Genomic DNA, 22,559 nt, shown 5'->3' with positions numbered 1-22,559 from the left:
ACAAACTCTCCACTGACGTCGTCTTATAATGTTGTGCTATCAATACCACATCCATGGTTCGATGTCTGATAACGAAAACCAAACTTTTACGAATGCTTAGATTTGCGGACACTTAGTTTGGTAGAGAAAAGCGAGGTCAAAAAGCGAGACTCCTAAACGCAAAAAGCCTCCACAAGGGAGGCTTTCAAGATTCTTAAACTAAACCGTTAATTCGGTATTAGTGAGAACCACAGCTACCGCCGCCGCAGCAGCCGTCTTTTTTCTCTTCACCGTGGTCATGGCCTTCGCCACCACAACAACCGCCTTCGTGGTCATGATCGTGGTCGTGACCGCCACAGCCGCCTTCTTGGTGTACGTGACCGTGTTGAACTTCTTCTTCAGTCGCTTCACGAACCGCTACAACTTCAACGTCAAACGTTAGAGTTTGGCCAGCTAGCATGTGGTTACCATCAACAACAACTTCGTCGCCATCTACTTCAGTAACTTCAACTGGGATTGGACCTTGGTCAGTATCCGCTAGGAAACGCATGCCAACTTCGATTTGCTCAACACCTTGGAATACGTCAGCAGGAACACGTTGAACTAGTGCGTCGTTGTGTTCGCCGTATGCGTCTTCTGGAGTAACAGTTGCAGAGAACTTGTCGCCAGCTACTTTGCCTTCAAGCTCTTTTTCAAGACCTGTAATTAGGTTGTTGTGACCGTGAAGGTAATCTAGTGGAGCTTCTGCAGTTGATTGGTCAACTACTACGCCATCTTCAAGTTTCACTTGATATGCAACACTAACTACTACGTTCTTTTCAATTTTCATGAGAGCTCCAAGGAGGTTTGGACTAAGCTCGAACAGTTGAGCTTAGGAAAAATTCTGTACCGGGATATTATGGGGATCAATTAACGAAACTCAATCATTCTGGCTTAAAAATACCGATCATTTCTTGATTCGCGTGTTCAGATTTCTCTACAGTTTTCGGTTTACGCTGTTCTGTGAAGTCACAATCGACACATTCCACCAGCTCGATATTGTTTTCAATCCACCAACGGAGTGTGTCTTGAGTGTTGCAACTTGGGCAGCTTGCCCCTGCGATAAAGCGTTTTTTCTGTTTCACGTTCATATCCTTTACTACTCTGGATTCGCAGTTCTTCCCACCCACTTTATTGAGAAGTTAAGCAGAGACCGCGTTTATTATTAGATTGGTTCTTTAGTCTGTTATTTCTATGCCCAAGCTTCATTTCTAAGCTCAAGCATGAGTTATCACTTCAAGCTACTGCCAATAGTTTCGAGATTGGTGATCGTTTTCCATCTCGTGTCCAAAGATCTCTTCAAGCTCTTTACGAGCCTCTTTCGCTCTTTGGGCTAACTCGGCATCTTCGTTATGCTGAGGCAGTAACTCTTTCAGCATACCATTATCCAACTTTCTAAAGTGTGCTTCTGCTCGCTTCGCTTTATATGGATGCATGCCAAGTTCAGTCAATGTTTGACGACCTAAATCCAATGCTCCAAGGAAAGTTTCACGCGAATAGTTACTCACACCGTGGTTAAGTAATTGATACGCTTCAACACGGCTTCGAGCACGCGCTAAGATCTTTAAGCGTGGGAAGTGCTGCTTACATAAATCGACGGTTTTCATGATTTCATCAGGGGAGTCAGTACACAACACAATCGCCTCTGCTTTATCAGCACCGGCTGCGCGTAACAGCTCGAGGTGAGTCGAGTCTCCGTAAAATACTTTGTAGCCAAACTTTCTAAGAATATGGATTTGGCTAGCATCACTCTCCAGAACGGTAATACGAATCTTATTGGCGTACATCAAGCGGCCAATGATCTGACCGAAACGACCAAAGCCAGCAATGATCACTCGAGGGCTACGATCGACCACATCCGAAGACATCGCACTTTCGCTGATTTGGTTCAGCTGACGAGCAAAGAATCGGTCTTGCAGCTTAAGCATCAATGGCGTGGTCACCATAGACAGGCTCACTACTACCAGTAAGAACGATACTTGTTCGCCACTTAAGATGCCTTGAGCACTCGCCGCAGTAAAAATAACGAAAGCGAACTCACCACCTTGGCTGAGAATCATCGCCATGCGGCTACGTGCTTTTGCCTGAGTGCCAAAGATACGAGCTAGCGCGTACAGCACTAAGCCTTTCAACACCACAAGAGCCAATACAGCAATCAGTATCGCGAATGGGCTTTCTGCCAATAAACCTAGGTTTACCGCCATACCAACCGAGATAAAGAACAGACCAAGCAATAACCCTTTGAATGGGTCAATCGCAATTTCAAGCTCGTGTCGATATTCACTTTCAGCCAGAAGTACGCCCGCTAGGAAGGTACCTAATGCCATCGACAAGCCAATCTGTTGCATGATCACAGCAATACCAATCACAAGTAACAGCGCCGCGACGGTGAACAACTCGCGTACTCCACTCATGACTACATATCGGAACAGTGGTCTCAACAAGAAGTGGCCACCGACCAGCAGACCAATCACGCCACCCAACATCCATAACATGTCAGCCCAGCTACCGCCGGTATTACCCGCAAGTAGAGGCAACATTGCTAGCATTGGAATAACGGCGATATCTTGGAAAAGCAGTACTGCAAAGCCCGACTGCCCTGCTTCTTTGCCACCGAGCTCTCGCTCTTCAATAACACGCAAGGCAATCGCGGTGGAAGACAGCGCCAAGCCCATACCTATCACGAGGCTGGTTTGCCAGGTTAATCCAAATAGACAGGCGATGGCGGTAATAATTAGAGTGGTGATCAGCACTTGCGCACCACCCAACCCGAGAATGGGGGCTCGCATCTGCCACAATTTTTTCGGGTTAAGTTCGAGACCAATCAGGAAGAGCAGTAGTACCACCCCGAATTCGGAGAAGTGCAGAATCGCCTCTACATCACTGATTAGGCCAAGTCCCCATGGGCCAATTGCCACCCCCGCTAATAAGTAACCGAGTACCGAACCCAAACCGGCGCGCTGTGCGATAGGAACCGCAACCACAGCAGCCGCTAAAAATATAACGCTACTTTGTAGAAAATCATTAGTCAGAGCCATCATCTGCTCCTATATCTTGTAGCGGGTCTCGCAACCAGTTTCGATACGCTTCGGCGTGTTGGTAACGCGTCATATCGGTGACATTTCGTGCCCAGTGTAAAACCAAAGGGGATATCCAGTTCATTTGACACAAAGCAGCGGTGAGCTCGAATGGTTGCAAGATCTCTTGTAATGGATATTTATTATAGCCTGCGGCACCAAACGCCTCTTCTTTACCACCGGTAGTAATCACACTGCGCCAGTGTTTGCCTTTAAGCGCACTTTGCTCACCAAAAGCAAAGCCCTTGCCTAACACGCGATCAAACCACTCTTTTAACAATGAAGGGCAGGAATACATGAACAGAGGATGCTGAAACACGATCACATCGTACTGAAGGAGCAATTCATGCTCATAAGGCACATCGATAAAGAAGTCAGGGTAGATGGCGTAGAGATCATGAACTTTGACATGACCGAGCGACTCTACCTTCTTAACCATCATCTGATTAGCAATAGAGGTTTGCGGCTCTGGGTGCGCGTAGATGATCAACACCTTTGGCACGACTTTGTCTGTCGAGGGAGTATTACTCATTCCTTTGAAACATTCCTTTGAGGGCTAAACGGTGGCAAGGCCACAAGAATTTAAGCAAAAGTTATTAATATGTTATTGGCATCATAACGCAAATTGCATTGTGATCGACTTTTATCTGGTTTCAGCCTACTATGCAGGCGTCTGTTCACCTCTAATTTCTATGCTATTTCAATTATGATTACTTTCTCTGATATTCAATTGCTACGCGGCGGTAAGCCACTCCTCGACCAAGCATCTGCGACTTTTCACCCTGGCGACAAGATCGGTTTGGTTGGTAAAAACGGCTGTGGTAAATCTACGCTATTCGCCTTAATTAAGGACGAACTGTCTATTGATGCAGGTTCATTCAGTAAACCAGCCCATTGGGAAATGGCTTGGGTTGCTCAAGAAACACCTGCATTAGAAAGAACAGCAATTGAATACGTGATTGATGGCGACCGTGAATACCGCGGCCTTGAAGATCAACTAGAGAAAGCTGAACAAGCCGACAACGGCACATTGGTAGCAGAGATCCACGGCAAGATTGAAACCATTGGTGGTTACAGCATCAAGGCACGTGCTGCCGAGTTACTGGACGGCCTAGGCTTTAGCCAAGAACAAATGACATGGAACCTGACTCAATTCTCAGGTGGTTGGCGTATGCGTTTGAACCTAGCGCAAGCTCTACTGTGTCGCAGTGACCTGCTGCTACTCGATGAACCTACCAACCACTTAGATTTAGACGCAGTAATGTGGCTAGAGCGTTGGTTACAAAGCTACCCCGGCACACTAGTACTTATCTCGCACGATAGAGACTTCTTAGACCCTATCGTCAACCGCATCGTGCACGTTGAAAATCAACAGCTCAATGAGTACACGGGTAACTACTCATCGTTCGAAACCCAACGAGCACAAAAACTGATTCTGCAACAAGCGATGTACCAAAAGCAGCAGAAACAGATGTCTCACATGCAGAGCTACATTGACCGTTTCCGTTACAAAGCGTCAAAAGCTCGCCAAGCCCAAAGCCGTATTAAAGCGTTAGAGAAAATGGAACAAGTACTGCCTGCTCAGTTTGATAACCCATTCAGCTTTGAGTTTAGAGAGCCAGACGCACTACCAAACCCAATCATGATGATGGACGAAGTATCAGCGGGCTATGATGACAATCTGATTCTAGAGAAAATTCGCCTGAACCTAGTTCCGGGCAGTCGTATTGGTTTGCTTGGTCGAAACGGTGCTGGTAAATCAACGCTGATTAAGCTGCTTTCTGGCGAACTGAAACAGCAAGGCGGTGAGCTTAGCTATTCGCAAGGCGTTAAGATTGGTTACTTTGCACAGCACCAATTAGAGACTCTGCACCCAGAAGAAACACCGCTGCAGCACATGATGCAGATTGCCCCTAAGCACACCGAACAACAACTGCGTGATTACCTAGGTAGCTTCGGTTTCCAAGGTGAAAAAGCGCTCGATAAAGTGGCACCCTTCTCTGGTGGTGAGAAAGCGCGTTTAGTATTAGCGCTACTGGTATGGCAAAAACCAAACCTGTTGCTACTCGATGAACCAACCAACCACTTGGATCTCGACATGCGTCAGGCGCTGACTTTTGCCCTGCAGACGTTTGAAGGCGCAATGGTTATCGTATCGCACGACCGTTACCTACTGCGTGCGACTACCGATGATTTATACCTTGTACACGACCGCCAAGTAGCACCGTTTGATGGTGACTTAAGCGATTACTACAAGTGGCTAACCGAACAGCAGAAAGTTGAGCGCAAAGAAGCACAAGCATTGGCACCAGCCAAAGACGGCGCCAACAGTGCAGCGGCGAAAAAAGAGCAGAAACGTAAAGAAGCCGAGTTCCGTAAACTGACGGCACCACTTCGTAAAAAGCTCACTCAATTTGAAAAGCAGATGGATAAATTAACGCAGGCTCTTGAGGAAGCTGAGCAAGAATTATCCGACACTTCACTGTATGAAGCTGAAAATAAGGCTAAACTGAATAAAGTACTCGCTCTCCAAGCGAGCAGTAAGTCACAGCTAGAAGAAGTTGAAATGGATTGGATGTCCACTCAAGAAGAGCTTGAGCAGATGGAACAGGATATGGATAGCTTATGAGCCCAGAGCACGCCCCAATATCACTAACACTGGAACGACTATGGCAATTTAGCCTTCAGTATTACAGTGTGCGCGGTGTAAAGGATGCGTGCCTAGCTTTGCAAAACCAGTTCCACGGCAACGTCAATCTACTCCTGCTTCTCAAATGGCTTGATGAGCAGCAATTGTCTTTCGCTGAAGAAGAGTGGCACAAGGTTCAACAGTGCTTAAGCCGCTCTGAAACCTTGCTTCATAGCTATCGAGAGCTACGTAAACACCTCAAAGCACACGTTGTCGACTCGCTATACCGTGAAGCCTTGCAGTTTGAGTTACAGCTTGAAAAGCAACAACAGTCCGATCTAGTCGACTGTATTAACTCCCTACAACTGTACGCTAATCAGCAATCACCGCTCGCTTTTCAGTACTGTCGTTTATTAGGGGCAGAAAACCTCTACGACGCTTTTTCTGAACCAGCACCACAGCCCTAGCTAGTTCTCTTTCCTTTTTATTCAATCAAGATCCAAGCTTAACTGCGCGCTCGCTCTTCATGTACATTTGCTAACTAATACGCACCATGAAGTGTTTAACACTCCTAACCTTGATATTATTCAACCGGTTACCTACAGCCTGTTTTTGAATCTCGTATAAGTGAAAGCCTTGCGCTTATGCCGAGAATCAACCAAGCTCAAATAAAAACGTGGGCGTTTCGTTACAAGCTCAACACGTTATCAAAACCCGTAAAAGAAGCATGGATCGTTTTTATGACAATATTTACCGCAGCTGCTGGTCTCTCTAATCCGCACTTACAAACCTTAGTGCCACGGTTTATTCGAAAGCAGGCGCTGTTTCATCCTCACTGGCAAACCTTAGAAACACCCGATGGTGACTTTCTTGATCTTGCTTGGAGCGAATCACCAGACGGTGACACCTCAAATAAGGATGATCGCAGTAGCAAGCCGATATTCGTTCTATTCCACGGTTTAGAAGGTAGCTTTGAGAGCCCTTATGCCAATGGATTAATGAATGCATTTGCTAAAGATGGTTGGTTGTCCGTGATGATGCACTTCAGAGGCTGCAGCGGAAAACCCAATCGCCTGGCTCGCGCTTACCATTCAGGTGAAGTCGAAGATGCGCGCTTTTTTCTAAGACACCTGCACGCCCAGTTTCCGAATAACCCTAAGGTTGCGGTTGGCATATCTTTAGGTGGGAACATGCTGGCGAACTATTTGGCTGAGTACGCAGACGACCCATTGCTGTCGGCGGCGACCATCGTATCTGCTCCTTTTGACTTAGCGTGTTGCTCTAGTCGCATTGAGCGTGGTTTCTCCAAGCTCTATAAGAAGTACCTGCTCAACTCTCTAAAATCGAATGCGCTAAAAAAGGTTAACCTACTACAGGATAAACTTGGCATCACCGCTGAAGCCATCAAGAACATCACCAAACTGTATGAGTTTGATGAGCGAATCACTGCGCCTCTGCACGGCTTCAAAAATGCCCAAGATTATTATGCGCAATGTTCTGCGCTGCCTAAGCTCAATAAGATTAAACTGCCGACTCAGATCATTCATGCCAAAGACGACCCTTTCATGACCGATGATGTGATCCCAAAGTTTGTACTGCCCGATAACATCGATTATCGACTGTTTCAAAAAGGCGGTCATGTGGGGTTTATTACTGGCAGCACACTCAAGCCAAGGTTTTGGTTAGAAGAAGCCTTGCCTGCCTACTATGAAAGTATCCAAGATTCGGCATAATGACCGAACCTTAGTAAATAGAAGCAAAACATTACTAAGCACACGCATTTCTACATGAATAAACATATCTATGAACATAAAAGAGAGAAGTATTTATGATCATCCCATGGCAAGACATTGCGCCAGAGACACTGGAAAACCTCATCAAAGAGTTCGTGCTTCGTGAAGGCACAGACTACGGTGACGTAGAGGTTTCACTGCAAAACAAGATTGACCAAGTGAAACATCAATTAGCTTCAGGAGAAGTCAGCATCGTGTTTTCTGAGCTCCATGAAACCGTTGATATTCAAGTCACAAAACGCTTCTAAGCTGCGCTCATAAAGGAGCCGTGTTATAGTGGTAAACGATTGCTAACAAGTAAGTTACTCAAAAGACAAGGGTTGTCATGTCCGCTAAACATCCAATTATTGCGGTGACGGGTTCATCTGGAGCCGGCACCACCACCACCTCAGAAGCCTTCCGTAAAATGTTCAATATGATGGACGTGAAGGCAGCTTGGGTTGAAGGGGATAGTTTCCATCGCTTCACTCGCCCAGAGATGGATGTCGAGATCCGTAAAGCGCGCGAGCAAGGTAAGCACATCAGCTACTTTGGTCCACAAGCCAACGACTTTGGTGCGTTAGAAGAGTTCTTCCGTAAATACGGTAACGAAGGTACAGGTAAAGTACGAAGCTACCTGCACACCTTCGATGAAGCCGTGCCTTACAATCAAATGCCGGGCACCTTTACGCCATGGCAAGAGATCCCTGAAAACTCCGATGTGATGTTTTACGAAGGCCTGCACGGTGGTGTGGTTGATGGCGATATTAACGTTTCTCAACACGTCGATTTGCTGATCGGCATGGTACCTATCGTAAACCTAGAGTGGATTCAAAAATTCGTTCGTGACACCCGCGATCGTGGCCACTCACGCGAAGCCGTAATGGACTCCATTGTTCGTTCGATGGATGATTACCTTAACTACATTACCCCGCAATTTTCGCGTACTCACATCAACTTTCAGCGTGTTCCAACCGTTGATACATCGAACCCACTCAACGCCAAAGGGATTCCAAGTTTAGACGAAAGCTTCGTAGTTATACGTTTGCGTGGCATCAAAAACGTCGATTTCCCCTACCTTCTGGCTATGATTGATGGCTCGTTTATGTCTCGTCATAACACGCTAGTGGTGCCAGGCGGCAAGATGAGTTTTGCTATGGAGCTCATAGTGAGGCCAATCCTGCAACAACTCATCGAAACCGGAAAAATAGGTTAACAAAACGACATTCTGGTTGATTACTTTTCATACCGTGATCATGTGCACAATTTTGCGTAAAAAATCGTAGCTTGGTCACGATTAAAATCAAGAAATAGTACCTGAAAAAGGATACTATTCTTAAACGAAACACAAGATAGCTTGCAGCACTCAACGAGTGCTCTTATCCTACAAGTCAATCCAGGCTTAGCTAAAATACGGAAAGCGGCAAGCATACCCTGCAGAGGAAGTGAGATATTATGGTTCTAGGTAAACCTCAAACCGATCCAACATTAGAGTGGTTCCTTTCACACTGTCATATTCATAAGTACCCTTCAAAAAGTACTTTGATTCATGCTGGTGAAAAGGCAGAAACCTTGTACTACATCGTTAAAGGTTCTGTGGCAGTTCTTATCAAAGACGAAGAAGGTAAGGAAATGATTCTTTCTTACCTAAACCAAGGCGACTTCATCGGTGAGCTTGGCTTGTTCGAAGAAGACCAAGAGCGTACAGCTTGGGTTCGTGCTAAATCTCCTTGTGAAGTAGCTGAGATTTCTTTCAAGAAATTCCGTCAACTTATCCAAGTGAACCCAGATATCCTAATGCGCCTTTCAGCGCAAATGGCAAACCGTCTACAAGTAACTAGCCAAAAGGTTGGTGACTTAGCGTTCCTTGACGTAACAGGTCGTATCGCTCAAACGCTACTAAACCTAGCGAAACAGCCAGATGCAATGACTCACCCTGACGGCATGCAAATCAAGATCACTCGTCAAGAGATTGGCCAGATTGTTGGTTGTTCTCGTGAGACAGTAGGTCGTATCTTGAAGATGCTAGAAGAGCAGAACCTAATTTCTGCACACGGTAAAACTATCGTGGTATACGGCACTCGTTAATCTCGATTAACTGAGCCAAAAATTTGAAAGCCACCAAATGCGAATTTGGTGGCTTTTTTGTTTTCTGAAGATCTATAGAGCGGATGCGAGATGCGAGATGCGAGATGCGAGATGCGAGATGCGAGATGCGAGATGCGAATAAAACACCTACAGCTTCCAAGCGCAAACTGTCTCGAAACGAAGCCTCACCATATCTCAAGGGTAAAGCCCGTTCTTGTATCTTTCTTTAACCGTTGGTGCTCTCAAAGATTTTGTCAGCTGATGCTGCAACAAAACCTGTGTAAAGCTCACCGTTGGCCATCGCATAACGCTTAGCGAACTCATAGAAGCCGCCAGGAATCATCTCATTGCCTTCAACAAATGAAACTGGGACTTTGTCTGCCATGGTTGATGATTGCTCTAATAAGACCTCTGGAGAGCCTTTAACCTGACCGCCAGATGCATTGATCGTGAAGCCCGACTCGCTCAGGTAGTCATTCACCGCCTGCACTTCATCGAAGTTATTTAGCTGATTCACACTCACCGTAAAGTGGTTTGCACCGTATCCATGAGCTGCTAGCCAAGACGCATATTCACTCTCTTTTGCGAGCACTTGGAAATCAGCGAAGCTCAAATCCCAAAGACGCCCCCCAAACAAGAACTCATGGCCTTGAAGCTTGCTTGCATCCACTTGCTCAACCAACTTAGCAACGATCTGTTGCAAGTCACTTGAGCACTCTTCTACCTTCAACTCACTAATGAACACTTTTGGTTGTTTTGGATCTGGGTGCTCGTAATGCTTAGCCACCAACTTCTTGCTCTCAAACAAGTAGTCGCCACACGCCTTGTAGCCCAATTCAAGGAAAGGCTTCGCTAATGTTTCAATACCTAAAGGAGCAACATTGAAAGTACGCAGTGCAATGTGATCGTTAATCAGCGCTTCGTCTTCTTTCAGCAAGTGATGCACTTTCTCAGCCGATGGACAAAGCCTGTGAATATAATCGTCCCAAAGTGATTTAAAGAGTAGATCGGGCGTCATGGTGACTCCTTGTCAGAGGTTCTAGCAAGCTAGTAGTTTGGATTAGAAAGGGAGAGGCTGAGACACAGAGTCAGCAGCCATCAGCCTGTGACATACTTTTTCTATTATTATCTACCGCCCAATCTAGGTGTCGGACGTGATGGAAAAGGGAAGTGATAACACCACCTCCCTCTTTCAAGCTTAACGCATGAGCCTAAGACTCATTAGCCTAAATTAAAGCTCAATACCCGGGCTAAACGTTGCTGGAAGTTGAGTTTCGCCACCTTCCATTGAAGCCATAGGATAAGCACAGTAGTCAGCTGCATAGTAAGCACTTGGGCGTAGGTTGCCCGAAGCACCTGGACCACCAAATGGTGCATCACCACTTGCGCCTGTTAGCTGACGGTTACGGTTAACAATACCCGCACGGATATGGTCAACGAAGTATTCCCATTCAGAATCATCTGTTGATACTAAGCCAGCAGACAAACCAAAACGAGTATCGTTAGCTAGCTCAACCGCTTGCTCTAGTGACTGGTAACGAACCACTTGTAGCAATGGACCGAAGTACTCTTCATCCGGCAGTTCAGCAATGTTGGTTGCATCAATAATACCCGGAGAAACAAACGCCGCTTGACCCGCTTTTGCTTCTACTAGGCTGATACCGCCTAACGATTGCAGATTCGCTTGCGCGTCCAGAATGAACTTAGCCGCAGCTTCAGAGATCTGAGGACCCATGAAAGGTGCTGGTTCAGCGAATGGCTGATCGACACGAATCTTCAAGGTCGCAGCAACGAGCTTATCCAGCAGTTGATCGCCCTTCTCGCCAACAGGCACATACAAGCGACGTGCACATGTACAGCGTTGACCCGCACTGATGAAAGCCGATTGGATAATGGTATAAACCGTCGCGTCAGCATCACCAAACTGGTCACTGATCACCATAGGGTTGTTGCCGCCCATCTCTAGCGCCAGCATCTTGCCCGGTTGACCCGCGAATTGGCGGTGCAGGATATGACCCGTATTCGCGCTACCCGTGAATAACACGCCATCAAGACCTTTAGCATCAGCCAGTGCGATACCTGTCTCTTTAGCGCCTTGCACTAGGTTGATTACGCCAGCAGGAAGACCCGCTTCTTGCCATAGCTTCATTGCGAACTCACCCGTCCAAGGTGTCTGCTCTGAAGGTTTGAATACCACGGTATTTCCCGATAGCAATGCAGGAACAATATGACCATTTGGTAGGTGACCTGGGAAGTTGTAAGGGCCAAATACCGCCATCACGCCCAATGGACGGTGACGAAGTACGATTTGGTTGCCTGCCGCTTCACGTGAAGCTTCACCGGTACGCTCGTGGTAAGCACGGATAGAGATGGCGATCTTGCCCGCCATCGCACCCGCTTCCGTGCGAGTTTCCCAAATCGGTTTACCCGTCTCTTTTGCGATAATTTGCGCGATTTCTTCGCTGTTCTCTTTCACTTTTTCCGCGAACTTCAACACAATCGCTTCGCGCTCTGCAAAGCTCAATTTTTTCCAAACCAAGAAGGCTTCACGAGCTGCTGCTACTGCAGATTCAACCTGCGCTGGTGTCGCGCTATCACCCTGCCACACTACTTCATTGTTGTATGGGCTTACTGATGTCATGGCGTCACCTTGACCTGCCACCCACTGTCCTGCTATCCACTGAGTCATACTTCTATCCTTAAAATCTTCGACAGATAATCGCCGCTCTTATTGAGCCAACATGCGAACGAATTCGCCTTCTTTTACTTCAAGAGCGCTTGCTACTTCAGATGATAAAATCACTGTGTCGCTTGCTTGGTCATACGCACCTTTCGCGGCTACTGCGCGGAAGTTCTCAAACGAGGTATTACCAATTAGGAAGTCTTTAGAGCTAGAATGCTCTGCAATTTGAACCTGTGCTCTAATTGAGTGACGCACCGATTCGATGTTTCTTAGGTCACACTCAACCGTTGGGCCTGCATCAAAGATGTCGACATAACCACGGTTGGTAAAACCTTCGCGTTCCAGCAACTTAAGTGCAGGACGCGTATTGTCATGTACCTCTCCGATCACCGCCTGAGCTTCTTTGCTCAGTAGATTCACGTAGATAGGTAGCTTAGGCATTAGGTCTGCAATAAAGCCTTTCTTACCAATACCGGTTAGGTAATCGGCAAGCGTAAAATCAATCGAGAAGAAGTGCTCTTGCAACCATTGCCAGAAAGGAGAGTTACCTTCTGCATCTGATACGCCACGCATCTCAGCAAAAATCGTTTTCGAGAAACGCTCTGGGTGCTCAGACATAATCAAGAAGCGACACTTAGACATCAAACGACCATTCAATCCACCACGGAAAGCCGGGCGCAAGAACAGTGTGCAGATCTCACTGCATCCGGTGTAGTTATTACCGAAAGTCAGCAGCTTCACGACGTTATTTACGCCAAGCTTCTGCGACGAGTGAACCACCTTGCTGATGTGGTAAGAGTAGAACGGGACATCCCAGCCGATTGAAGCTTCGATACCTGTCGTACCTGCAACCTCACCAGTTTCAGTATCAAAGCCAACCATTAGGTAGCCTTCATCACCGGGTTCTGTCACGTCTTGTTTGGCAAAGCTGTATTCAGAGTGAGTAATACGGTTAGTTAACAGTTCTTCGTTAACCGGAAGAGATGTGAATCCGTGACCAGATTCAACCGCGCAGGTATGCAGCGCATCGTAATCAGATAATTTTATTGGGCGAACAACTAGCATCAATATTCCCTCCAGATGCAAAATAGGCCCAAAACCAGAAGCTTGGGCCTTTAGCAGAACGTCATGGGATCGCTCTATTGGCGATCATTCCTATGACGCCGCTCAGGCTAAACTAGCGTAGCGATTGCTTTGTCTAGTTTCGATAAGCCTTCTTCAATTTCTTGTGTAGTAATAACCAGTGATGGCGTGAAACGAACCACGTTTGCACCCGCAACCAGTACCATCAAGCCTTGTTCGCCTGCTGCTACTAATACGTCACGTGCACGGCCTTGCCATTCTTCGTTAAGCGCAGCACCTAGTAGTAGGCCTTTACCACGAACTTCACTGAAGATTTGGTACTTGTCGTTAATCTTAGTAAGACCATCACGGAACAATGCTTCACGCTCTTTCACGCCAGCTAATGTTTCAGGTTGGCTAACCACATCAACAACCGCTTCTGCAACAGCACACGCCAGTGGATTACCACCGTATGTAGAACCGTGCGTACCGACTTTTAGGTGTGTCGCCAGTTCAGAAGTCGTCAGCATTGCGCCGATAGGGAAACCACCACCTAGAGATTTTGCTGTGCTCAAGATGTCTGGTGTTACACCTAGACCTTGGTAAGCGTAAAAGTTACCAGTACGGCCGTTACCTGTTTGCACTTCATCAAAGATAAGCAGTGCATTGTGCTTATCACACAGCTCACGAACTGTGTTCACAAATTCAGAGGTTGGCGAGATGATACCGCCCTCGCCTTGCAGAGGTTCCATCATGATTGCACAAGTGCGATCAGAGATGTGTGCTTCTAGTGCTGCAATATCGTTGTAAGGCAGGTGAGTCACATCGCCCGGTTTAGGACCGAAACCATCAGAGTAAGCTTCTTGACCACCTACAGTTACGGTAAAGAAAGTACGACCGTGGAAACCTTGTTTGAATGCAATGATTTCAGATTTCTCAGGACCGTGAACGTCCGCCGCCCAACGACGAGCTAGCTTCAAAGCTGCTTCATTCGCTTCTGCGCCAGAGTTGGCAAAGAATACTTTTTCTGCAAAACATACGTCGGTTAGCTTCTTCGCTAGACGCAGTGCAGGTTCGTTGGTCATCACGTTACTTAGATGCCAAATCTTGTTTGCTTGCTCGGTAACAGCATTAACCATTGCTGGGTGACAGTGACCCAAACAGCTCACAGCGATACCACCAGCAAAGTCGATATACTCTCGGCCTTGTTGGTCCCAAACGCGTGCGCCTTCCCCTTTTACTGGGATCATTTCCATTGGGTTATAACAAGGCACCATCACCTCATTAAACAGACTACGTTCTACTTTATTTTCCACTGTCATCGTACATTCCTTCTCGATACCGCAAGCTTCGCAAATAAGCGTAATGGTTCATAAGTGAGACAAAGATATTTTGTCTCGCCATAATCCCGCTGCAGCATTATATTTACATTTAATTAACCTTTTCAATAGTAGATTATTCTTTAGCCATCCCTTACAACCAGCTAAACGTCACTACCTATGACTATTTATGCATCAATTAATCTGTTTTATGAAGCTTTTTTTACCTAAACGTATAACCAGCAACAGCAAAGCCTTACTGGCATTGCGGTATATTGGGTTCGAGACGAAATAACGCGAATAATTTTGCATAGGCTAAAAACTTAGCCTGAGGAGGGAGAAATGTTATAAAAAGTGATCGGCGTCAGAGGGATGAAGACGCGTAACGCCCGAATTTAAACGCTTAACGGGTAATGGAATACGTTTAACTGGCTTATTTAGACAGAGAAAGGGTCAAATTTAAACACTCAGCGTGCTAGGAAGTTAGCAAGAAGCTGGTGTCCTTGCTCTGTTTTAATCGATTCAGGGTGAAATTGGACGGCATCAATCGGCAAGGTTTTATGTTGATAACCCATGATCTCATCCATGCTGCCATCTTCAAATTCTGTCCAAGAGGTCAGCTCAAAACAGTCTGGTAATGTGCCGTTTTTCACCACTAAAGAGTGGTAACGAGTCACAGTCAGAGGGTTATTGAGACCTTGAAAAACGCTCTTACCGTTATGACGGATCGGAGAGGTTTTACCATGCATCACTTGTCTGGCTCTCACCACTTCACCACCAAAGACTTGAGCAATGGCTTGATGACCAAGACACACACCTAAGATCGGCAGCTTACCAACGAAGTGTTCAATCACCTGTAGCGAAATTCCCGCATCATCGGGCGTACATGGGCCCGGCGAGATAACAAGATGGCTAGGATTTAGCGCTTCGATGCCCGCAATATCAATCTCATCGTTGCGAACAACTTTTACAGTTACCCCTAACTCACAGAAATACTGATACAAGTTATAGGTAAAAGAGTCGTAGTTATCAATGATAAGTAACATGGGTCGAAATCGTTTGCTAAATACTAAAGGATTGGGAGATATAGGGGCGGTATTGTGCAATACCCATAGCGAAAGGCAAGTGGAAACTGCATTTAGCCAATAATTAAGGCCAACCTAAGTTGACCTTAATTGTTTACAGATAGCGTTAAGTTATCTGAATTGGCTTGCTTGTATGGCAAGCCAATCTATTTGTGATTGAGCTACTTGCGACGACGCCACATTGCTAAGCCAAATAGTGACATCAGAGCACCGAAGCCAAATGAGCCACCTACTCGCAGCTCAAGAACTGCAGGATCATGATCCGATGAACGGAAGTGATCTTGGTACTTAGGTAGGTCGCCTTTGTACTCTTCGTTGTAGTCAAACAACGTCGATTCGCCACCGTTAATGTGCCAATCGGTAGCATCGACAACCCTATCTTTCAGGCTGTCGCTGATCAGCAGGTGGTCCAAAGCGCCCACTTCATCATTGTATGAGTAGCTCCAGCTGTCTGGGTGCTTTTGAGCCACAGCATTGATATAACCGTAGTTCTTCGTAATCACCGCACCGCTATCACCAAACTGCTCAACACCATCAATGTAGGTATTACGAGCTGCTTTGATCTGCTTGCCGTATTTCTCTTCCGAGTAATCGGTTAGCACCAGCATTGGATCTTCCATGCCGTACGAGTTCATATCACCCAGAATCACTTTATGGCCTTTGATGCCGTCTAGCGCTTCACCTAATGCAACCGCCGCAGCAACACGGAAGTTCTCACATGAACCTTGCTTATCGGCATCAACGCCACCTTGGCCGCCCTGCTCAACCGGAGCAGCATCTTCCCAACACTTAGAGCCTTTTGATTTAAAGTGGTTGATCGCTACGGTGAGTTTCTCTTTGGTGCCTTTAACTTTAAAGGTTGGCGCCAATGAGTCACGTTGGTAGTTCTTACCGTCTTCAATCACCTTGCCTGAATCGTCTAACACCTCAGGTGCTTGTTGGCTTGGCATCGCGATAACACGGCTGTCTTTAAGCTTCACTACCTTCTTACGGTAAATAACACCGGTTGTGATTACATCGGTACCAATCGAGTCCATCTCATCGGTTACGCCATCTTCGTTCGAGTCGACAGCCACAAAGGTATAACGGTCTTTCTTACGTTCAATACGATCATTCAGTTGGTTAACAAGCTGTTGAATCGCTGAACCTTCACCAAAGCCGTTGTTCTCAATTTCCATCAAACCAATGATGTCAGCGTCTAGACGAAGAATCGCGTTCACAATCTTCTCTTGCTGCATTTCAAACTCAGTGATGGTGTTCGCGCCACGGTTATTACCGTGCTGATTCGCGTCGCCACCAAATGGAGAGTTAAAGTAGTTCAATACGTTGAAGGTCGCGATACGTAGGTCGCCTTCATCCATGTCTGGTTTGTCGGTACGCGGATCGTTACGCACAAAGTTTTCAGCCGAGATCTGGTTGGTCGCAATTAAACGGTACTCACCGTAGCTGTAGGTCAGAACACCTTCTAGACCAACAATGGTGTCATCAATGCGGATGTAATCTTCTGTTGAACCGTCTTGGTCGATATCAGTGCGGCCAAAATCTGGGTAGAAAGGAACTTGTCCATCAGCCGCTTTTTGATCGGTTTCAACGAAAAGACGACGATCAGCATTGTCTTCAGTTTGCTGCTTCGCTTCGTCAGATCCCGCGGCGAAAAGCTGGTTTGGCTGCATGTTAATACGCTCATGCGCCAGTACCATGTTGTTACGACGACCGGCGTAGTCATAACCAAAGGTACGTGTCACACGCATGTCTAGTGCTTCGGTTGTTTTCACCAACATGCCTTCGTAACGTTCTAGCGTTGCAGCGAAGTTCTCATCACTGTCTAGCGCTTCTATCGCCGTTGCTTCAGGTGCCTGCTGCTCGCCCTGTTTTAGCCATTGGTTGTTTTCAACTTTTAGCTGAGTGTGGCTGTAGTATTCTTGAACCTTGCCTTTCACACACACAACGTCGCCCGCAGCCAGTTCTGAGCTCGACTGGTTGGTATGAATAAATAGGCCTTCAGAAGTGCTTGAGTTGAAATCATCCTCAAGTGCTTGCAAGTAGAAGCCTTTGGTTAGGCCTGTTGTTACCGCACTTACCACACCTTTGACGAAGTACTCATCGTCAGTGATGTACGGGTAGCCATCGATGAATGGCGATGTAGCGCCCTCACCTTGGATTTCTTGAATGGTGGTGAATACTGGGTCAGAGCCATCTTGTGTACAAGTAAACGCTTCTGGCAGTTCAACACTGTCTAGTGAACCTAGGCCTTCAATGCTGTCTTTTGGTAGCGATACCCATTGTGAAGCATCAAACGTCGCAGAAGGTGTTTGTGTCGCACGAACCAAAGTAACATCTTTGCCCCAGTCCACATCGCCCATCAAACCAACAACATCATGTACAGATCCATCTGAATTCAAGATAGCCAGCGGGTCGTCACCGTTATGATTAGCGATAGAGGCATTAATGATGTCAGCTTGAGCTTTAATCTCATCACTCGCACTAGAATGTGCGACCACGAGTACTTCACCGGGTGCTAAAACGTGGCCACCTAAAGGTAAAGTGGCACCCCATGATCCGTTGCCATTGGCAGATTTCGCCAATGAGTAACCATCTAAATTAATGCTGCTATCGCCGCTATTGGCAATCTCAACCGCTTTGTTATAGCTGCCGCCTTCCACATATTGTGAAATAAACAAATCAGCGTGTGCGCTTGTAGTTAACAAGCTACCAATTGCCACTGCTAGCAATGAAGGTTTGTGTAAAAGAGCCATCCGTTTCACCTGAGTTCATCGAGTTATAGTCACTGCCATCTATGGGCAGTCATGTATTTTGTGGTAACTATCAGGTTTATTTATGAAAGGAATAAGTCAGTTGGCAAGAAAATGAGGAACTTATCACTTTGGAATCATCAATTGTTTGGCACGTTATATATTTCCAACATATATAGAAACGAGTGTGATTTTATAAAGCTTGAGGGTACCAAATAAGATCATCTGCACAGCATTACAGCGATGGATATGCTAGCTAAATACTGCGTAAATTATCAATTCAAACAAGGGGTTTTCGAGGAAGGCAAATGGAATGGGCATGAAAAAGCCCAAAGTAAACAACAGCTACTTTGGGCTCAAATTCTCAAGCGAGTTGTGTTAGTTCACCCTATGGGCGAGTAACAAAACCTACTGCTTCGTATGCTTTTTTCAGTGTCACTGCAGCACGCTCAGAGGCTTTTTCAGCACCGGCTTTCATTACTGCGTCCATGTAAGCACGGTCAGCACGGATACGGTGGTATTCAGCTTGAATCGGCTCAAGCATCTCAACCAATGCTGCGCCTACGTCTTTCTTAAACGGACCGTACATTTCAACGCCTTGGTACTGCGCTTCGATCTCTTCGAACGTTTTACCCGTCGCTGCAGAGTACAGACCCATTAGGTTAGAGATACCCGCTTTGTTTTCCCAATCGTGAGCAATGCGTGGTGGTGTTTCTGCATCGGTTTGCGCTTTGTTGATCTTCTTGATGATCGACTTAGGCTCTTCTAGCAGAGTAATCACGTTCTTACGGTTGTCGTCCGACTTAGACATCTTCTTCGTCGCATCTTGCAGGCTCATTACACGTGCATTCACTGTTGGAATGTAAGGTTCTGGTACTTGGAAGATTGGCGTTTCAGGACCGTAGATGTTGTTAAAACGAGTTGCGATATCACGCGCTAGCTCTAAGTGTTGTTTCTGGTCGCTACCTACAGGCACTTGGTGAGCACCGTAAAGCAGGATGTCTGCAGCCATCAACACTGGGTAGTCGTATAGGCCTACGTTTACGTCGTTTGAGTGACGTGCAGACTTATCTTTAAACTGAGTCATACGGCTCAGTTCACCCATTTGCGTGTAACAGTTAAGAAGCCAACCAAGTTGAGCATGCTCTGGTACGTGTGACTGAACAAATAGCGTGCTCTTCTTTGGATCAACACCGACAGCAAGACAGATTGCTAGTGCGTCTAGAGTCGCTTCATGCAGTGCTTTCGGATCTTGGCGAACCGTAATTGCGTGAAGGTCTACAACACAGTATTGGCAATCGTAATCATCTTGCATCTGTTGCCATTGACGTAGAGCACCCAAGTAGTTACCGATACTTAGTTCACCAGATGGTTGAACACCACTCAATACGATGGGCTTGCTCATGGTTTTAATTCCTTTGCTTATTCGCTAAGTTTATTGAACGCTTAGCTTCTTAACTTAAATATAGAAAAGCCGCACAGCTCTTCTGTACGGCTCATCCAGTGTACTCATTGATAAGTATTTTGCTAGTAGGTTAGCTAACTTTTGTACGCTTTATGCTGAAACTAGAACGACATCTAGTAATTGCGCGACGTTATCCGCGACATAGTCAGGGTTTGATGCTGAAATAGGCTCGCCGTGGTTATAACCGTAAGTCAGACCAAACGAGTGACAGCCTGCATTCTTAGCCGCTTTAATGTCATTGCTTGAGTCACCAACCATCAGCATCTCTTCCGCTTTAACATTGTGCTTTTCTAGCAACCAGTTCAACGCGACTGGGTTCGGCTTTTTCTCTGGGAAAGAGTCGCCGCCCAAGACATCAACAAAGTACTTATCAATACCGTGTTGCGCCAGAACGTCTGGTACAAACTTCGAAGGCTTGTTGGTAACCAGCGCCATGGTGAAACCCGCCTTATCCAGCTCAGCCAACGTCTCTTTAACCGATGGGTAAAGGTGACTTAGCTTGTGACCGCCCTGCTCGTAGAAATCATCAAACAGGATGCGCGCTTTTTTCAGTAGCTCTGGCTCTAGGCTTGGGTCAACCGTCAGGTTACGGCTGAGTGAACGTCCGATAAGAACATCAGCACCATTACCTACGTAGTCGCGAACTTGTTCTTCACTCACTGAAGGGAAGCCCAACTCCTGACAAGCTTGGTCAGCAGCAACGGCCAAATCAGGCACGCTATCTAACAAGGTTCCATCCAAATCAAAGGCGATCAGTTTTATTGAGCTTAATGACATCTTACTTTCCTATTTATTATGTTCGTCTTATGAGTTGAGCTATAAGACGTAAAAAAGGGGCAAATTAGCCCCTTAATATTCAATCTATCTGTAGTATTACGATTCTGCGTTTACTTTTGCAAGCTCTGCACGCATCTCATCAATCACTTCTTTGTAATCCGGTTGATTGAAGATAGCTGAACCCGCAACGAACATATCTGCACCCGCTTCTGCGATTTCACGGATGTTATCAACCTTCACGCCGCCATCAATCTCAAGGCGAATGTCACGACCTGATTCATCAATCAGCTTACGAACAGCACGCAGTTTATCTAACGTGTGAGGAATGAAAGATTGACCACCGAAGCCTGGGTTCACAGACATCAGTAGAATCATATCTACTTTATCCATGATGTAATCTAGGCAAGAAAGCGGCGTTGCAGGGTTAAGAACCACGCCCGCTTTACAGCCGTGCTCTTTGATTAGCTGTAGAGTGCGATCGATGTGCTCTGACGCTTCAACGTGGAAGGTAATCATTGATGCGCCGGCTTTAGCAAACTCAGGCACGATGCTGTCTACTGGCTTAACCATCAGGTGAACATCGATAGGAGCAGTAATACCGTAGTCGCGCAGAGCTTTACAGATAGGCGCGCCAAAAGTCAGGTTAGGTACGTAGTGGTTGTCCATCACATCGAAGTGCACAACATCAGCACCAGCTGCGAGTACTTTTTCTACGTCTTCACCAAGACGAGCAAAATCTGCAGACAAAATCGATGGAGCGATTAGAAAATCTTTCATACCAAACCTCTTAAGAGTGAGTAAATTGCGAATATCACCGCCTTGGTGACATCTCATACACAAATACAAGACTCAATCCCAAGACTATTTGGTGTGCAATTCTACCTAAGCACCTAAGCAGATCCTAGCAGTTCGAAAGATTAGTTTAAGAAAGTATCCGTTGGTCACTCAATTTAATGAGTTTGGCGGATATTCTGACCATTACTGTTCCGCTGATGCGTGCTGCTGGTTTTTCTCTTTATGGAAAAGCGCCAATAGCTCATCAACTTTATTACGGCCAGCGCCATTGCGGCTGATGGTGCGTTTCACCTTAACCACGTTCAACTCCGCGCCATGATATAAGCGACGAGTTAATGTCGTATCGTGGTTTGAAATCAAAACAGGAATACCGCGTTCCATCGCTGCTTTTTCAGCAACATCCGCCAGTGCAGCTTGGTCATCTAAGCTAAAGCCATTACCTGCGTAAGAGGTAAAGTTAGCCGTGTTCGACAGTGGTGCGTATGGAGGATCGCAGTAAACCACACAGCCTTTGCGCGCGCGACTAAAGGTTTCATGGTATCCCTCACAGACGAAGGTGGCCTTTTTCGCTTTCTCGGCAAAAAACTCCAGCTCAGCTTCTGGGAAGTAAGGTTTTTTATAAGAACCAAATGGAACGTTAAAACCGCCCTTCTTGTTGTAACGACACAGGCCATTGAAGCCAAATCGGTTCATATACAAGAAAGCCAACGAACGATACATGACGTTATCTGTACCATTGAACTCAGCGCGAATATCTAAGAAGGCTTCTTTGCGGTTGTTCTCAGGACAGAACCAGCGCTTCGCTTCCGTGATATAAGTTTCAGGATCGGTTTTAAGTAGGTTGTACAGGTTGATAAGATCGGGATTGATATCTGCAAGCAGGTACTGTTCAAAGTCAGTATTCAGAAATACTGAGCCGGCACCGACAAACGGTTCTACCAATTTACGAGCAGGTGGCAGGTGACGTTGGATGTCTTCAACTAGGCCATATTTACCACCAGCCCATTTTAGAAAGGCACGCTGCTTTTTCATTTAC

The 22,559-nt window shown here is 46.3% G+C and carries 20 protein-coding genes; 6 read left to right on the top strand and 14 right to left on the bottom strand.

Features of this window, described 5'->3' with window-relative positions:
* Positions 1 to 217: 217 nt before the first annotated feature.
* The 4 genes from slyD to kefG form a co-directional block, all read right to left on the bottom strand.
* A complete protein-coding gene (gene slyD / locus MSG34_RS19980; RefSeq protein WP_017061108.1) occupies positions 218 to 808 on the bottom strand; it encodes a peptidylprolyl isomerase in 591 nt (196 codons plus the stop codon).
* Between the two features lie 94 nt (positions 809 to 902).
* A complete protein-coding gene (locus tag MSG34_RS19975) occupies positions 903 to 1,103 on the bottom strand; it encodes a YheV family putative zinc ribbon protein (protein ID WP_029235422.1) in 201 nt (66 codons plus the stop codon).
* A 156-nt stretch (positions 1,104 to 1,259) separates the two neighbouring features.
* Positions 1,260 to 3,056, bottom strand: coding sequence for a glutathione-regulated potassium-efflux system protein KefB (gene kefB, locus MSG34_RS19970; protein WP_048605367.1), 1,797 nt, complete (start codon positions 3,054 to 3,056; stop codon positions 1,260 to 1,262).
* Positions 3,043 to 3,627: a glutathione-regulated potassium-efflux system ancillary protein KefG gene (gene kefG, locus MSG34_RS19965; protein ID WP_017061111.1), complete on the bottom strand. Its 585-nt coding sequence runs from the start codon at positions 3,625 to 3,627 to the stop codon at positions 3,043 to 3,045. The genes kefB and kefG overlap by 14 nt, the downstream gene beginning before the upstream one ends.
* Before the next feature lie 174 nt (positions 3,628 to 3,801).
* On the opposite strand from kefG, the gene MSG34_RS19960 reads away from it, so the two are divergent.
* From MSG34_RS19960 to crp, 6 genes are all read left to right on the top strand, one after another.
* Complete coding sequence (locus MSG34_RS19960; protein ID WP_017061112.1) at positions 3,802 to 5,724, top strand: ABC transporter ATP-binding protein; 1,923 nt, start codon at positions 3,802 to 3,804, stop codon at positions 5,722 to 5,724.
* Complete coding sequence (locus tag MSG34_RS19955) at positions 5,721 to 6,191, top strand: TIGR02444 family protein (protein ID WP_048605369.1); 471 nt, start codon at positions 5,721 to 5,723, stop codon at positions 6,189 to 6,191. Before MSG34_RS19960 ends, MSG34_RS19955 begins: the two co-directional genes overlap by 4 nt.
* 273 nt (positions 6,192 to 6,464) lie before the next feature.
* Complete coding sequence (locus MSG34_RS19950) at positions 6,465 to 7,457, top strand: hydrolase (RefSeq protein WP_248339172.1); 993 nt, start codon at positions 6,465 to 6,467, stop codon at positions 7,455 to 7,457.
* 95 nt (positions 7,458 to 7,552) lie between these two features.
* On the top strand, positions 7,553 to 7,765 hold the full coding sequence (locus MSG34_RS19945; protein ID WP_010435208.1) for a YheU family protein: 213 nt from the start codon (positions 7,553 to 7,555) through the stop codon (positions 7,763 to 7,765).
* A gap of 77 nt (positions 7,766 to 7,842) precedes the next feature.
* Entirely contained in the window at positions 7,843 to 8,712 is an 870-nt protein-coding gene (locus MSG34_RS19940) for a phosphoribulokinase (protein WP_010435210.1), read from the top strand.
* Positions 8,713 to 8,951: 239 nt separating this feature from the next.
* Positions 8,952 to 9,584, top strand: a complete 633-nt coding sequence (crp, locus tag MSG34_RS19935) for a cAMP-activated global transcriptional regulator CRP (protein ID WP_004729651.1) — start codon at positions 8,952 to 8,954, stop codon at positions 9,582 to 9,584.
* 226 nt (positions 9,585 to 9,810) lie between these two features.
* Here crp and MSG34_RS19930 read toward each other — a convergent pair whose 3' ends face one another.
* The 10 genes from MSG34_RS19930 to MSG34_RS19885 all read right to left on the bottom strand — a co-directional run bounded on the left by MSG34_RS19930 (position 9,811) and on the right by MSG34_RS19885 (position 22,555).
* Positions 9,811 to 10,602, bottom strand: a complete 792-nt coding sequence (locus MSG34_RS19930; RefSeq protein ID WP_050619815.1) for a DUF1338 domain-containing protein — start codon at positions 10,600 to 10,602, stop codon at positions 9,811 to 9,813.
* 213 nt (positions 10,603 to 10,815) lie between these two features.
* Complete coding sequence (gene astD, locus MSG34_RS19925) at positions 10,816 to 12,273, bottom strand: succinylglutamate-semialdehyde dehydrogenase (protein WP_248339170.1); 1,458 nt, start codon at positions 12,271 to 12,273, stop codon at positions 10,816 to 10,818.
* A gap of 39 nt (positions 12,274 to 12,312) precedes the next feature.
* Positions 12,313 to 13,332, bottom strand: a complete 1,020-nt coding sequence (astA, locus tag MSG34_RS19920) for an arginine N-succinyltransferase (protein WP_048605373.1) — start codon at positions 13,330 to 13,332, stop codon at positions 12,313 to 12,315.
* Positions 13,333 to 13,439: 107 nt separating this feature from the next.
* Positions 13,440 to 14,651, bottom strand: a complete 1,212-nt coding sequence (locus tag MSG34_RS19915) for an aspartate aminotransferase family protein (RefSeq protein WP_048612356.1) — start codon at positions 14,649 to 14,651, stop codon at positions 13,440 to 13,442.
* 464 nt (positions 14,652 to 15,115) lie between these two features.
* Positions 15,116 to 15,694: an aminodeoxychorismate/anthranilate synthase component II gene (locus MSG34_RS19910; protein ID WP_009848915.1), complete on the bottom strand. Its 579-nt coding sequence runs from the start codon at positions 15,692 to 15,694 to the stop codon at positions 15,116 to 15,118.
* A gap of 200 nt (positions 15,695 to 15,894) precedes the next feature.
* The gene (locus MSG34_RS19905) at positions 15,895 to 18,489 is read right to left on the bottom strand and encodes an ExeM/NucH family extracellular endonuclease (protein ID WP_248339165.1); all 2,595 of its coding nucleotides are present in this window, start codon (positions 18,487 to 18,489) and stop codon (positions 15,895 to 15,897) included.
* 385 nt (positions 18,490 to 18,874) lie between these two features.
* Positions 18,875 to 19,891, bottom strand: coding sequence for a tryptophan--tRNA ligase (gene trpS, locus MSG34_RS19900; protein ID WP_016796005.1), 1,017 nt, complete (start codon positions 19,889 to 19,891; stop codon positions 18,875 to 18,877).
* 150 nt (positions 19,892 to 20,041) lie between these two features.
* On the bottom strand, positions 20,042 to 20,728 hold the full coding sequence (locus MSG34_RS19895; protein WP_017061120.1) for a phosphoglycolate phosphatase: 687 nt from the start codon (positions 20,726 to 20,728) through the stop codon (positions 20,042 to 20,044).
* Positions 20,729 to 20,824: 96 nt separating this feature from the next.
* A complete protein-coding gene (gene rpe / locus MSG34_RS19890) occupies positions 20,825 to 21,505 on the bottom strand; it encodes a ribulose-phosphate 3-epimerase (RefSeq protein ID WP_248339164.1) in 681 nt (226 codons plus the stop codon).
* Between the two features lie 201 nt (positions 21,506 to 21,706).
* A complete protein-coding gene (locus MSG34_RS19885) occupies positions 21,707 to 22,555 on the bottom strand; it encodes a Dam family site-specific DNA-(adenine-N6)-methyltransferase (protein ID WP_048605377.1) in 849 nt (282 codons plus the stop codon).
* Positions 22,556 to 22,559 lie beyond the last annotated feature (4 nt).

It is taken from the genome of Vibrio sp. 1CM2L (assembly GCF_023161695.1).
GTDB lineage: Bacteria > Pseudomonadota > Gammaproteobacteria > Enterobacterales > Vibrionaceae > Vibrio > Vibrio coralliirubri.
Note: the sequence above shows the minus strand (reverse complement) of the source record. Positions and strands in the feature narration are given on the sequence as shown.

What these genes read in the sequence shown, in the direction of transcription:
- slyD (WP_017061108.1), bottom strand. Translation starts at nt 808, where the DNA reads ATGAAAATTGAAAAGAACGTAGTAGTTAGTGTTGCATATCAAGTGAAA.
- kefB (WP_048605367.1), bottom strand. Translation starts at nt 3,056, where the DNA reads ATGGCTCTGACTAATGATTTTCTACAAAGTAGCGTTATATTTTTAGCG.
- kefG (WP_017061111.1), bottom strand. Translation starts at nt 3,627, where the DNA reads ATGAGTAATACTCCCTCGACAGACAAAGTCGTGCCAAAGGTGTTGATC.
- MSG34_RS19960 (WP_017061112.1), top strand. Translation starts at nt 3,802, where the DNA reads ATGATTACTTTCTCTGATATTCAATTGCTACGCGGCGGTAAGCCACTC.
- MSG34_RS19955 (WP_048605369.1), top strand. Translation starts at nt 5,721, where the DNA reads ATGAGCCCAGAGCACGCCCCAATATCACTAACACTGGAACGACTATGG.
- MSG34_RS19950 (WP_248339172.1), top strand. Translation starts at nt 6,465, where the DNA reads ATGACAATATTTACCGCAGCTGCTGGTCTCTCTAATCCGCACTTACAA.
- MSG34_RS19945 (WP_010435208.1), top strand. Translation starts at nt 7,553, where the DNA reads ATGATCATCCCATGGCAAGACATTGCGCCAGAGACACTGGAAAACCTC.
- MSG34_RS19940 (WP_010435210.1), top strand. Translation starts at nt 7,843, where the DNA reads ATGTCCGCTAAACATCCAATTATTGCGGTGACGGGTTCATCTGGAGCC.
- crp (WP_004729651.1), top strand. Translation starts at nt 8,952, where the DNA reads ATGGTTCTAGGTAAACCTCAAACCGATCCAACATTAGAGTGGTTCCTT.
- MSG34_RS19930 (WP_050619815.1), bottom strand. Translation starts at nt 10,602, where the DNA reads ATGACGCCCGATCTACTCTTTAAATCACTTTGGGACGATTATATTCAC.
- astD (WP_248339170.1), bottom strand. Translation starts at nt 12,273, where the DNA reads ATGACTCAGTGGATAGCAGGACAGTGGGTGGCAGGTCAAGGTGACGCC.
- astA (WP_048605373.1), bottom strand. Translation starts at nt 13,332, where the DNA reads ATGCTAGTTGTTCGCCCAATAAAATTATCTGATTACGATGCGCTGCAT.
- MSG34_RS19915 (WP_048612356.1), bottom strand. Translation starts at nt 14,651, where the DNA reads ATGACAGTGGAAAATAAAGTAGAACGTAGTCTGTTTAATGAGGTGATG.
- MSG34_RS19910 (WP_009848915.1), bottom strand. Translation starts at nt 15,694, where the DNA reads ATGTTACTTATCATTGATAACTACGACTCTTTTACCTATAACTTGTAT.
- MSG34_RS19905 (WP_248339165.1), bottom strand. Translation starts at nt 18,489, where the DNA reads ATGGCTCTTTTACACAAACCTTCATTGCTAGCAGTGGCAATTGGTAGC.
- trpS (WP_016796005.1), bottom strand. Translation starts at nt 19,891, where the DNA reads ATGAGCAAGCCCATCGTATTGAGTGGTGTTCAACCATCTGGTGAACTA.
- MSG34_RS19895 (WP_017061120.1), bottom strand. Translation starts at nt 20,728, where the DNA reads ATGTCATTAAGCTCAATAAAACTGATCGCCTTTGATTTGGATGGAACC.
- rpe (WP_248339164.1), bottom strand. Translation starts at nt 21,505, where the DNA reads ATGAAAGATTTTCTAATCGCTCCATCGATTTTGTCTGCAGATTTTGCT.
- MSG34_RS19885 (WP_048605377.1), bottom strand. Translation starts at nt 22,555, where the DNA reads ATGAAAAAGCAGCGTGCCTTTCTAAAATGGGCTGGTGGTAAATATGGC.